The sequence below is a fragment of the Delftia sp. DS1230 genome (assembly GCF_040112715.1).
GTDB classification, from domain to species: domain Bacteria; phylum Pseudomonadota; class Gammaproteobacteria; order Burkholderiales; family Burkholderiaceae_C; genus Comamonas; species Comamonas tsuruhatensis.
In genome coordinates this window covers 795,488-807,972 of sequence record NZ_CP157763.1, presented here as the reverse complement: position 1 = coordinate 807,972, position 12,485 = coordinate 795,488, and the positions used below count along the sequence as shown (strand labels likewise).

The 12,485-nt window shown below is 69.1% G+C and carries 8 protein-coding genes; 3 read left to right on the top strand and 5 right to left on the bottom strand.

Going from position 1 to position 12,485, the window contains the following annotated elements; all coding sequences use genetic code 11:
* Nucleotides 1–49 precede the first annotated feature (49 nt).
* Nucleotides 50–1,480, bottom strand: coding sequence for a bifunctional UDP-N-acetylglucosamine diphosphorylase/glucosamine-1-phosphate N-acetyltransferase GlmU (gene glmU, locus AAN986_RS03595; protein ID WP_047218463.1), 1,431 nt, complete (start codon nucleotides 1,478–1,480; stop codon nucleotides 50–52).
* Between the two features lie 104 nt (nucleotides 1,481–1,584).
* Here glmU and AAN986_RS03590 point away from each other — a divergent pair, with 104 nt between their 5' ends.
* Entirely contained in the window at nucleotides 1,585–2,559 is a 975-nt protein-coding gene (locus AAN986_RS03590) for a LysR substrate-binding domain-containing protein (RefSeq protein WP_012207701.1), read from the top strand.
* A 151-nt stretch (nucleotides 2,560–2,710) separates the two neighbouring features.
* On the opposite strand, the gene tyrS is transcribed toward AAN986_RS03590, so the two are convergent.
* Nucleotides 2,711–3,943: a tyrosine--tRNA ligase gene (gene tyrS, locus AAN986_RS03585; RefSeq protein WP_016448449.1), complete on the bottom strand. Its 1,233-nt coding sequence runs from the start codon at nucleotides 3,941–3,943 to the stop codon at nucleotides 2,711–2,713.
* Nucleotides 3,944–4,107: 164 nt separating this feature from the next.
* On the opposite strand from tyrS, the gene AAN986_RS03580 reads away from it, so the two are divergent.
* Entirely contained in the window at nucleotides 4,108–5,502 is a 1,395-nt protein-coding gene (locus AAN986_RS03580; RefSeq protein WP_047218462.1) for a peptidoglycan DD-metalloendopeptidase family protein, read from the top strand.
* Between the two features lie 103 nt (nucleotides 5,503–5,605).
* Nucleotides 5,606–6,754 (top strand): anhydro-N-acetylmuramic acid kinase, encoded by a 1,149-nt coding sequence (locus tag AAN986_RS03575; RefSeq protein ID WP_047218461.1) that lies wholly within the window; start codon nucleotides 5,606–5,608, stop codon nucleotides 6,752–6,754.
* A gap of 87 nt (nucleotides 6,755–6,841) precedes the next feature.
* Here AAN986_RS03575 and AAN986_RS03570 read toward each other — a convergent pair whose 3' ends face one another.
* The 3 genes from AAN986_RS03570 to xdhA form a co-directional block, all read right to left on the bottom strand.
* Nucleotides 6,842–8,140, bottom strand: a complete 1,299-nt coding sequence (locus AAN986_RS03570; protein ID WP_012207705.1) for an NCS2 family permease — start codon at nucleotides 8,138–8,140, stop codon at nucleotides 6,842–6,844.
* Between the two features lie 176 nt (nucleotides 8,141–8,316).
* Nucleotides 8,317–10,743 (bottom strand): xanthine dehydrogenase molybdopterin binding subunit, encoded by a 2,427-nt coding sequence (gene xdhB, locus AAN986_RS03565; RefSeq protein ID WP_126313147.1) that lies wholly within the window; start codon nucleotides 10,741–10,743, stop codon nucleotides 8,317–8,319.
* A gap of 1 nt (nucleotide 10,744) precedes the next feature.
* Entirely contained in the window at nucleotides 10,745–12,358 is a 1,614-nt protein-coding gene (xdhA, locus tag AAN986_RS03560) for a xanthine dehydrogenase small subunit (protein WP_047218459.1), read from the bottom strand.
* Nucleotides 12,359–12,485: the final 127 nt, after the last annotated feature.

Genomic DNA, 12,485 nt, shown 5'->3' with positions numbered 1-12,485 from the left:
CGGGACCCGCCGGCGATGCGGGCCCTCGAGCCCACGTGTCTCGGAAGTCTCAGGACTTGGGCAGTTTGACCGGGCGCTTCCAGCTGGTGATGCTCACCTGCCTGCCCCGCGATACCGTGAGCACGCCAGGCTCGGTGCTCTTGGTGACCGTGGAGCCGCCGCCCACCGTGCCGCCCGTGCCAATGGTGACGGGCGCTACCAGCACGCAGTTGCTGCCGATGTGCACGTCGGCCTCGATCACCGTGCGGTGCTTGTTCACGCCGTCGTAGTTGGCCGTGATGGAGCCGGCGCCGTAGTTGACGCGCTCGCCCACCGTGGCATCGCCCAGGTAGGCCAGGTGGTTGGCCTTGGCGCCATCGGCCAGCACGGAGTTCTTGACCTCGACGAAGTTGCCGATGTGCACTTCGCGGCCCAGCTGCGCCCCGGGGCGCAGGCGCGCAAACGGGCCCACCAGGGCGCCCTCGCCCACGCTGACGCCGGCCTTCTCGCCATCGACATGCGTGTACGGATGGATGACGGCGCCCGCCGCAATCGTGGCGTTGGCAATGCTGCAATAGGCGCCGATGCGCGCGCCTTCGCCAATCTCCACATGGCCGCTGAAGATGCAGCCCACGTCGATCTCCACATCCTGCCCGCAGACCAGGCGTGCCGCGCGGCCGGTGCGCGGGTCATCGCGCAGGTCAAAGCGCGCGGGGTCGGCCAGGCGCACGCCCTGCTCCATCAGCGTGCGGGCCTGGGCGCCCTGGTGGGCGCGCTCCAGCTCGGCCAGCTGCAGCGGGCTGTTGACGCCGGCCACCTGCACGGGGTCGGCAATGCAGTGCGCGACCACGGGCACGCCGTCGGCCACGGCCATGGCGACCACGTCGGTCAGGTAGTACTCGCCCTGGGCGTTGTCATTGGTCAGGCGGGCCAGCCAGCCGGCCAGGTGGCGGGCCGGCACGGCCATGATGCCGCTGTAGATTTCCTGGATGGCGCGCTGGGCGTCATTGGCATCCTTTTGCTCGACGATGCGCTGCACCGTGCCGTCTTCGCCGCGCACGATGCGGCCATAGCCCGTGGGATCGGGCAGGCGCACGGTCAGCAGCGCCAGCCGCTGGCCATCGGCCGCATCGACCAGGGCGCGCAGCGTGTCGGCCTGCGTCAGCGGCACATCGCCCGAGAGCACGATGACCATGCCGTCGCCCGCCAGCGCGGGCACGGCCTGCTGCACCGCATGGCCCGTGCCCAGCTGCGGCTCCTGGCGCACGAACTTCAGCGCCATGGAGCCGCCCTGGCAGGCCGCCGCCATGGCGGGCTCCACCTGATCCGCGCCGTGGCCCGTGACCACCACGGCCGAGCGCGCATCCAACTGCGCCGCCGTGGAAAGCACATGGCCCAGCAGCGGGCGCCCCGCCAGGCGCTGAAGGACTTTGGGCAGGCGGCTTTTCATGCGCGTGCCCTTGCCCGCGGCCATGATGACGAGATCCAGAGGTGCTGTCATAGGTGATTCATCCAAAACGCCAGAACCTGTGCCGGCAACGCCGCCGATTATCTGCCCGCCAAGGGCTGCGGCCGGTCACACGATTGACGTATGCTGGCGGCGCCATGCCCCATGCCACCACTGCACCCGTTCCCCTGCTGCGCACACGCGCCATCGGAGCCGGCCATCTGCGTGCCTTCCTGGCCGTGGCCCGGCACCTGAATTTCCGCGCGGCCGCCGACGAGCTGTCGCTGACGCAGTCGGCCGTGAGCCGCCAGATCCAGTCGCTGGAGGATGAAGTCGGCGTGCCGCTGTTCCTGCGTCACACGCGCGCCGTGGAGCTGACCGGGGCCGGCGCCCAGCTGCTGCGCTCGGTGGCGCCCGCGCTGGAGCAGATCGACGCCTCGGTGCGCCAGATCCGCCAGACCGTGGGCCGCAAGAGCGTGGCCATCACCACCTGGGCCAGCTTTGCCGCCATGTGGCTGATCCCGCGCCTGGAGTCCTTCCAGCGCGCCTGGCCCGATATCGACATCCGCATCGACACCAGCGACACCGTGATGGACCTGGACACCACCGATGTGGACCTGGCCCTGCGCTACGGCCGCGCGGGCGACGGCTGGCCCCAGGCGCAGCGCCTGTTCGGCGAGCAATTGGCCGTGGTGGCCAGCCCGCGCCTGCTGGCCGGCGGCCCGCCGCTCAGGACGCCGGCCGACGCGGCGCGCTACACGCTGATCGAGACCGGCGACGCCCACCGCATGCCCCAGCTGGAGTGGCTGGGCTGGCAGCGCTGGTTCGGCGTGCAGGGCTGCGACCAGCTGCAGCCGCCGCGCTGGCTGTACTTCAACTACGCCCACCAGATCGTGCAGGCCGCACTGGCCGGACAGGGCCTGGCGATTGCACGCCTGCCGCTGGTGGCCGATGCGCTGGCGGCTGGCGACCTGGTCGAGGTGCTGCCCGCGCACCGGCTGGAATCGCCGCTGGCCTACTGGCTGATCGTGGGCCCGCGCAGCGCCGCGCGTCCCGAGGTGGCCGCCTTCTGCCGGTGGCTGCAGGAGCAGGCCGAGGTCACGCGCGAAACCGTCGAATCGCCCCCGGCTTGAAAAATAACCCCCACGCTCCCCTTGCTGCGCAAGGTCCGCGCCCCCCGAGGGGGCCGTTTTCATCTTGGGGCGGCCCGGCGATGAAAAAAGGACGCGGGCATGCCGGCGTCCTTCATTCCTGTGCAGCCGGGCGCATGGCCCTGCGCGGGCATCAGCCCAGCGTCACGCGCGCAAACTTGCGCTTGCCCACTTGCACCACATAGGTGCCGGCTTCGAGCTTGAGGCCCCGGTCGCTGATGGCCGTGCCATCCACGCGCACGCCGCCGCCGTCGATCAGGCGGTTGGCCTCGCTGGTCGAGGGCGCCAGGTTGGCCTGCTTGAGCAGGGCACCGATGCCCAGCGGCGCGCCCGACAGGCTGACCTCGTCGATCTGGTCGGGAATGCCGCCCTTGCTGCGGTTGTTGAAATCCTGCTCGGCCGCATCGGCCAGCGCCGCGCTGTGAAAGCGCGCCGTGATCTCCTTGGCCAGCAGCACCTTGGCGTCCTTGGGATTGCGCCCGCCTTCCACCTCGGCCTTGAGCGCGGCGATCTCGGCCAGGCTCTTGAACGACAGCAGGGTGTACCAGTTCCACATCAGCGTGTCCGAGATGCTCAGCACCTTGGCGAACATGGTGTTGGCGTCCTCGGTGATGCCGATGTAGTTGTTCTTGGACTTGGACATCTTGTGCTCGCCGTCCAGGCCCACCAGCAGCGGCATGGTGAGCACGCACTGCGTGTCCTGCCCGTATTCCTGCTGCAGGTGGCGCCCCATGAGCAGGTTGAACTTCTGGTCCGTGCCGCCCATTTCCAGGTCGGCGCGCAGCGCCACCGAGTCATAGCCCTGCAGCAGCGGGTAGAGGAATTCATGCAGGCTGATGGAGCTGCCCTCGGTGAAGCGCTGGTGGAAGTCGTTGCGCTCCATCATGCGGGCCACCGTGTACTTGGCCGACAGCTCGATCATGCCGCGCGCGCCCAGCTTGTCGCACCACTCGCTGTTGTAGCGCACCTCGGTGCGTGCCGGGTCCAGCACCTTGGCGGCCTGGGTGTAGTAGGTCTCGGCATTGACCTTGATCTGCTCGGCCGTCAGCGGCGGGCGCGTGCTGTTGCGGCCCGAAGGGTCGCCGATCAGGGTGGTGAAATCGCCGATCAGGAAGATCACCTGGTGGCCCAGGTCCTGCAGCTGGCGCATCTTGTTGAGCACCACGGTGTGGCCCAGGTGGATGTCGGGCGCCGTCGGATCCAGGCCCAGCTTGATGCGCAGCGGCACGCCCGTGGCCTCGGAGCGGGCCAGTTTCTGCACCCAGTCGGCCTGGGGCAGCAGTTCATCCACGCCGCGCAGGGTGATTTCAAGCGCTTGGCCTACACCTTCAGTGACCGGGTATGTTGTAACAGCAGATTGATTCATAAGGGTTTTTCGCCAGGCCGCGTAGGACCGCGTCGGTATACTCCGGGGATTTTCCCGCTGCGGCGAATTCTAGACGCCCGCCTTTCCGCACCACAGAGCGCGGACTTGTTGCCCGTCTGGAGAGCGTATCCCGCCGCTGCGATGCTGTCCGGCCCCCAGGCCGGATGCGCGCAACCCAAGGATCTGATGTTGTGAAATATGGCTTGAACCATGCCAGCGGTGCTCTTGTTGCGCGGCTGACCTCCGTGATCCAGCAACACCCCCAGCGTGTCACCGCAGCACTGGCAGCCATCTTGCTCACGGGCGGCGGCGGCGCCTTCGCCGTGGCCAACCTGGGACCCGATCCGGCCGACCTGCCGGTGCGCATGCTCTCCACGCCCGTGGAATCGCTGGCCGAAGGCCAGACGCTGGCCGAGCTGACCGACAGTGTGCAGGGCATGTCCCTGTACCGTTCCGAATACACGCGTGGCAGCGACACGGCCGAAACCCTGCTGCAGCGCCTGGGCGTGGCCGATCCGGCCGCCGCCGCCTTCATGCGCGGCAACGACCAGGTGCGCCAGCATGTGCTGGGCCGCGCCGGCCGCCTGGTGACGGCCGAGACCACGCCCGACCACCAGCTGTCGCAGCTGACCGTGCGCTGGGCACCCGACGAGGACGGCAGCTTCCGCCGCCTCGTGGTCGAGCGCAAGAACAATGAACTGAGCACACGCATCGAGACGGGCAAGCTGACCGCCTCGCCGCGCCTGGCCGGCGGCATCATCCGCAGCTCGCTGTTCGCCGCCACCGATGCGGCCTCCATTCCCGACGCCGTGGCCATGCAGATGGCCGACATCTTCCAGGGCGACGTGGACTTCCGCCGCGGCCTGCGCAAGGGCGACCGCTTCTCGGTGGTCTACGAATCGCTGGAAGCCGATGGCGAGCCGCTGCGCGCGGGCCGCGTGCTCAGCGCCGAGTTCCACAACAACGGCAAGGTCGTGCAGGCCCTGTGGTTCCAGGACGAAGGCAAGGCCAAGGGCGACTACTACACCATGGACGGCAAGAGCCGCCGCCAGGCCTATCTGACCTCGCCCGTGGAGTTCTCGCGCATCAGCAGCGGCTTTGCCATGCGCATGCACCCCATCCACAAGACCTGGCGAGCCCACCTGGGAACGGACTTCGCGGCGCCCACGGGCACCAAGGTACGCACCGTGGGCGACGGCACCGTCTCCTTCGCGGGAGTGCAGAACGGCTACGGCAACGTGATCTTCGTGGACCACGCCAACAACCACACCACGGTCTATGCCCACCTGAGCCACATCGGCGTCACGCGCGGCCAGCGCGTGGAACAGGGCGACATCATCGGCAACGTGGGCTCCACGGGCTGGGCCACGGGCCCGCACCTGCACTTCGAGTTCCGCGTCAATGGCGAGCACCGCGACCCCATGACCATCGTCCAGGCCACCGATGCCGCCCGCCCCGTCTCCAAGGCCGGCCGCGCCGCCTTCGACAAGATGGCCGCGCAGATGCGCATCGAGCTGCAGGCATCGAACGAGGCGCTGGCCTTGGCCACCGAGCGCTGAGCACTGCGCCCCCCTTCAAAGGCTGCCCTGGCAGCCTTTGTTGTTTCAGACGCATCCTTTTGTGATTGCCGGCCCGGGGTCCCGCAGGGCTACCATTGCCGGCATGAACCAGCCAGCCCCCTCCCCCATCGCCCACCGCTACTGCATCGGCCTGATGTCCGGCACCTCGCTCGACGGGGTGGACGGCGTTCTCGTGGACTTTGCCGAAGGCACGCAGGTGCTGTGGCATGCCAGCCGGGGGTTCGACGCCGCGCTGCGCGCCGAGCTGCTGGCCCTGAACACCCCCGAGGGCCGCGACGAGCTGCACCGCGCGGCGCTGGCGGCCAATGCGCTGGCGCGCAGCTATGCCGAGGTGGTGCGGGAGCTGCTGCAGGCCACGGGCCTGGCGCCCGGCCAGATCGCAGCCATCGGCGCCCACGGCCAGACCGTGCGCCACCGGCCGCAGATGTTCGACGTCACGGGCTACACGCTGCAGCTCAACAGCCCGGCCCTGCTGGCCGAGCTCAGCGGCGTTGCCGTGGTGGCCGACCTGCGCAGCCGCGACGTGGCCGCTGGCGGCCAGGGTGCGCCACTGGTGCCCGCCTTCCACCAGGGCGTGTTCGGCCGGCCCGGCGAGACGGTACTGGTGCTCAACATCGGCGGCATTGCCAATCTCAGCGTGCTGGCGGGCGATGGCACGGTGCTGGGCTTCGACTGCGGCCCCGGCAATGCGCTGATGGACGGCTGGTGCCAGACCCACACCGGCCAGTCCTATGACGACGGCGGCCAGTGGGCGGCCACGGGCCAGGTGCTGCCCGCCCTGCTCGACCGCCTGCTGGCCGAGCCTTTCCTGCAGCAACCGCCGCCCAAGAGCACGGGGCGCGACCTGTTCCACGCGGACTGGCTGGCCGGCCATCTGTCCGCCAGTGCAACCAGCCCCGCCGATGCCCGCCCCGCCGACGTGCAGGCCACGCTCACCGAATTCACGGCCCGCGCCTGCGCAGGTGCCGTGCAGCGCTTCGGGCGTGGCGGCGGCGAACTGCTGGTCTGCGGTGGAGGCGCCTTCAACACGCAACTGATGCAGCGCATCGCCGCCTTGCTGCCTGGCGTGGCCGTGGACACCACGGCCGCGCGCGGCCTGCCGCCTCAGCAGGTGGAGGCCGCCGCCTTTGCCTGGCTGGCGCGTCAGGCCCTGCTGGGCCTGCCCGGCAACCTGCCCGCCGTGACGGGCGCACGCGGCCCGCGCATCCTGGGCGCCATCCACCCCGCATGAGTACCGCGGAAAAGCAGCGCCAGCAAAAAGGCCCGCGCAAGGCATTGCTGCCAGGCGCGGGCCCCCCACCAAAAACGGTGCGCTACGTCAGCCGCCGATATAGACGAACTTGAAGAGGAAGACGCCGCCGATCAGCCACACCATCCAGTGCACTTCCTTGGCGCGCCCCGTGAACAGCTTGAGCACGGCATAGGTGATGAAACCGAAGGCCAGGCCATTGGCCACCGAGTAGGTGAAGGGCATGAGCAGGGCCGTGACGGCAGCGGGGATGGCCTCGGTGGTCTCGCCCCATTCGATCTCGGTCAGCTCCTTGAGCATCAGGCAGGCCACGAAGAACAGCGCAGGCGCCGTGGCGTAGCCGGGCACCACGCCGGCCAGCGGCGACAGGAACAGGCAGCACAGGAAGAGCACGGCCACGGTCAGCGCCGTCAGGCCCGTGCGGCCGCCCGCTTGCACGCCGGCCGCGCTTTCCACATAGGCCGTGGTGCTGGAGGTGCCCAGCAGCGAGCCCGCGAAGATGGCGCCGCTGTCGGCCAGCAGCGAACGGTTGAAGCGCCCCATGCGGCTGGGCACCAGCAGGCCGGCGCGCTTGGCCACGCCCATCAGCGTGCCCGTGGCATCGAACAGCTCGACCAGGAAGAACACCAGCACCACGTTGAGGATGCCGCCTGTCAGCGCGGACTTGATGTCCAGCTGCAGGAAGGTGGGTGCAATGGAGGGCGGCGCCGAGAACACGCCGTGGAACTCGTTGCCCGCGAAGAAGAACGAGGCCACGGTGACCGCGACGATGCCGATCAGGATGGCGCCCGGCACCTTCAGGCGGTCCAGCACCACGATGATCAGAAAGCCCAGCGAGGCCAGGATGACTTCGGGCTTGTGAAGGTCGCCCAGCGTCACGAAGGTGGCTGGCGATGCCGCGACGATGCCCGCGCTCTTGAGCGCGATCAGCGCCAGGAACAGGCCGATGCCCACGGTGATCGCTATGCGTATGGACTGCGGTATGCCCTTGATGATCAGCTCCCGCAGGCCGAACAGCGTCACCAGCAGGAACAGGCAGCCCGAGACGAAGACCGCGCCCAGCGCGGCCTGCCAGGTGAAGCCCATGTGCAGCACCACCACGTAGGCGAAGTAGGCGTTCAGGCCCATGCCCGGCGCCAGCGCGATGGGATAGTTGGCGTACAGCGCCATGATGGTCGTGCCCAGCGCCGCGATCAGGCAGGTGGCCACGAAGACGGCCCCCTTGGGCATCCCCGCATCCCCCAGGATCGAGGGATTGACGAAGATGATGTAGGCCATCGTCAGAAAGGTCGTCAGGCCCGCGACCAGCTCGGTTCTTACATTGGTGCCGTGCTCACTGAGCTTGAACACCCGTTCCATCCAGTTCATCGCATTGTCTCCGTGTTGTTTTCGCATGCGGGGCGCAACGGTTGTGAAAGCGCCCAGGGTTGAGCACCGGCTGTCCAGGCCGGCACAAGGCATGGCGCCCTGCCGGGCGGCCATGGACCTGGTGGCGCGCATCGCTGCGCGCGGATTCAAGGAATGAGGGGGCGGCGCCGGTCCGCTCAGCTCCCGGCGGCCTGCACGGCCTCGATGGCGCGCAGGATGGATTCAGGCGTGGCCGGCGATTGCAGCGGCGGGTTGCTGCGGTGCCCGCCCGCGGCCGAGACGGCATCGCGGATGGCGAAGAACACCGAGAACGGCAGCAGCAGCGGCGGCTCGCCCACGGCCTTGCTGCGGTGGATGGAGTCCTCGAAGTTGTCGCCCTCGAACAGCCGCACGTTGAACACGGGCGGGCAGTCGTTGGCCGTCGGGATCTTGTAGGTGCTGGGCGCGTGCGTGGTGAGCTTGCCGCTTTGCGGATGCCAGACCAGCTCTTCCGTGGTCAGCCAGCCCATGCCCTGGATGAAGGCGCCCTCGACCTGGCCCACGTCCACGGCCGGGTTCAGCGACCGGCCCACGTCGTGCAGCACGTCGGCGCGCAGCAGCTTGAACTCGCCGGTCAGCGTGTCCACCACCACCTCGCTCACGGCGGCACCGTAGGCGTAGTAGAAGAAGGGCCGGCCCTGCATGGTGTCCTTGTTCCACGACAGGCCGGGCGTGGCATAGAAGCCGTCGGACCACAGCTGCACGCGCTCGATGTAGGCCTCGCCCACCACGGCCTTGAAATCCAGCACCTTGCCGTTGACGTGGACCTGGTCGTTGGCGAAGCGCACGTCCTCCGCGCGGCCGCCATGGCGCTCGGCGGCGCAGGCGGCCAGGCGTTCGCGGATCTGGCGCGCCGCGTCCTGCGCGGCCTTGCCGTTGAGGTCGGCCCCCGTCGATGCCGCCGTGGCCGAGGTATTGGCCACCTTGGTGGTGTCGGTGGCCGTGACGCGCACGCGACCGAAGCCCACGCCCAGCTCATGCGCCACGACCTGGGCCACCTTGGTGTTCAGACCCTGGCCCATCTCGGTGCCGCCGTGGTTCACGAGGATGGAGCCGTCGTTGTAGACATGGACCAGGGCGCCGGCCTGGTTGAAGTGCTTGACGTTGAAGGAGATGCCGAACTTGAGCGGCGTCAGCGACAGGCCGCGCTTGAGCACGGGGCTGGCCGCGTTGAACTCGGCGATGGCATCGCGGCGCGCGCGGTAGTCGCTGCAGGTCTCCAGCTCGGCCACCAGCTCGTGGATGATGTTGTCGGTCACGACCTGGCTATAGGGCGTGACGTTGCGCTCGGTCTTGCCGTAGAAGTTGACGCGGCGCACATCGAGCGCGTCGCGCCCCAGCTCGCGCGCCACCGTCTCCATGATGTTCTCGATGGCGATCGCGCCCTGCGGGCCGCCGAAGCCGCGGAACGCCGTATTGCTCTGCGTATTGGTCTTGCCGGAGTAGCCGTGCATGGACACATCGGGCAGCCAGTACGTGTTGTCGAAGTGGCACAGCGCGCGCGTCATCACGGGGCCGGACAGGTCGGCCGAGTGGCCGGCGCGCGAGACCATGGAGATCTCGGCGCCGAGGATGCGGCCCTCGTCGTCGTAGCCCACCTCGTACTCGTACCAGAAGCAGTGGCGGCGGCCCGTGATCATGAAGTCGTCATCGCGGTCCAGGCGCAGCTTGACGGGGCGGCGCAGCCGCGTCGCGGCTACCGAGGCCACGCAGGCGAACAGGGCCGACTGCGACTCCTTGCCGCCGAAGCCGCCGCCCATGCGGCGGCACTCCACATGCACGGCGTGCGAGGCCACGCCCAGCGCATGCGCCACCAGGTGCTGCATCTCGCTGGGGTGCTGGGTGGAGCAGTACAGGTGGACGGCACCGTCCTCCTTGGGGATGGCGTAGCTGATCTGGCCTTCCAGGTAGAACTGCTCCTGGCCGCCCACGTAGAACGAGGACTTCAGGCGGTGCGGCGCCTCGTCCATGGCGCGGCGCGCGCCGCCTTCATTCGTGCTGCGCGCCAGGTGCATGGGCGGCAGCACGTACTGGCCCAGCTCATGCGCCTGCTGGGGCGTGAGCACGGGCGGCTCGGCCGTGATGTCGGCCGCCGCCTTGGCCTGGGCCGCAGCCAGGCGCGCCGCCTCGCGGCTTTCGGCGATCACGGCGAACAGCGGCTGGCCCAGGTAGCGGATTTCGCCGCTGCACAGGATGGGGTCGTCGTGGATGATGGAGCCGCAGTCGTTGACGCCGGGAATGTCCTCGCCCGTGAGCACGGCCACCACGCCGGGCATGGCGCGGATGGCATCCAGCCTGAGCGCATTGAGCCGGCCATTGGCCACGGGCGACAGGCCCAGCGCACAGTGCAGCGTGCCGTCCAGCTCGGGCAGGTCGTCGATGTAGGCGGCCTCGCCGGCCACATGCAGATGGGCCGACTCATGCGGGCGGCTGATGCCCACGCGCTGGCCCTGGGTGTGGGCACCGGCCTCGGCCCGCTCATCCACGCGGAAGGCGGTGTTCTTCAGGTAATGCGCAAAGGCCTCGGATGAGTGCAGCAGGGAGGGATCGATGGGGCGGTTCATTTCAGGCTCCTTGGTGCACTGCGTGGGGCATCACGCTCCAGACGCTGGTGGCCTGCAGCGGCAGCGGCTGCTGCGGACGTGTCTCCAGCCACAGGCGCTGCAGCAGGTTCTGCGCCACCTTGAGCCGGTAGTCGGCGCTGGCGCGCATGTCGGACATGGGCTTGAAGTCCTGGGCCAGCGCGGCCTGGGCGGCCTTCACTGCGGCCTGGTCCCAGGGCTGGCCCACGATGGCCGCCTCCGCCAGGGCCGCACGCTTGACCACGGCAGCCATGCCGCCAAAGGCCAGGCGGGCGGACTTCACCACCTCGCCATCGAGCTCGATGGCCAGCCCCGCGCACAGCGCCGAGATGTCGCAGTCAAAGCGCTTGCTGATCTTGTAGGCACGGGTCTGGCGCCGTGCAGCGTCCAGCGGCACGGCCAGGGCCTGCACGAACTCGCCCGGTTCCAGCTGGTTCTTCATGTAGTCCAGATAGAAGTCATGCAGCGGCATGCGGCGCACGCGTGCGCCCTTGCGCAGCTCGATCTGCGCGTCCAGCGCCATCAGCACGGGAGGGGAGTCGCCAATGGGCGAGCCATTGGCCACATTGCCGCCCATGGTGCCCGCATGGCGGATGGGCACGGAGGCAAAGCGCAGCCACACATCGGTCAGCCCCTCGAAGCGCTGCGACAGCGCGGACCAGGCCGATTCCAGCGAGGCACCGGCGCCTATGTACAGCTCGCCGCCGTCCAGGCTGCCCGCGCCGCGGCGTTCCTCGACGCGCTTCATCTCGGCCACGTCGCCCACATAGACGATGTCGCCCAGGTCGCGGAACTGCTTGGTCACCCACAGCCCCACATCGGTGGAGCCTGCCAGCAGGCGCGCGCGGGGCTTGGCCTCGCACACGGCGGCCAGCTCGTCCAGCGTGCGCGGAGCGTGGAAGCTGTCCACACGGCCGCCCTGGGCGGCGTTGGGCGCGGCGTAGTCCAAGCCGGCATCCTGCGCGCGCAGGCCCTGCAGTGCCTGCACCACGGGTTCAGTGGCCATGCGCGTGGCGGGCAGGTCGAACATGCGCTGGCCTGCATCCAGGATGGGACGGTAGCCCGTGCAGCGGCACAGATTGCCCGACAGCTCGTCGGCCAGCTGCTGGCGCGAGGGGCGCGTGCCGGCCTGCTGGTGGTGCTCGTAGGCCGACCACAGCGACATCACGAAGCCCGGCGTGCAAAAGCCGCACTGCGAGCCGTGACAGTCCACCAGCGCCTGCTGCACGGGGTGCAGCTCGGCACCGCCTGCGGGCTTGCCCGTGGCACAGCCCTGCTTGCCGGCGCACTGGCCCTTGACGTCCTCCACCGTGAACAGCGCCTTGCCATGCAGCGTGGGCAGGAACTGGATGCAGGCATTGACCGTCTGCAGCTGCAGGCCGCCCACGGCGTCGGGCGCGCCGTCTTCGGCCAGCTCGGCGATGACCACGGTGCAAGCGCCGCAGTCACCTTCGTTGCAGCCCTCCTTGGTGCCGGTGCAGCGCGCGTCGCCGCGCAGCCAGTCGAGCACCGAGCGCGTGGGATGCGGCCCCTGTACCTCGACGATCTGGCCGCGGTGATAGAAGCGGATTGGTTGGGAACTGGGGCTCTGGCTCATGCTCGTGGGGGCAACTGCTGGTGCGTGGACTGTTCGGATCACGACTTACGCAAATTCCGAGGAAGAAAGCCGCTGGCCCTGTGGCGATGGCGTGTTTGCGTTCTTGCTTGCGTAAGTCCTGCGGATG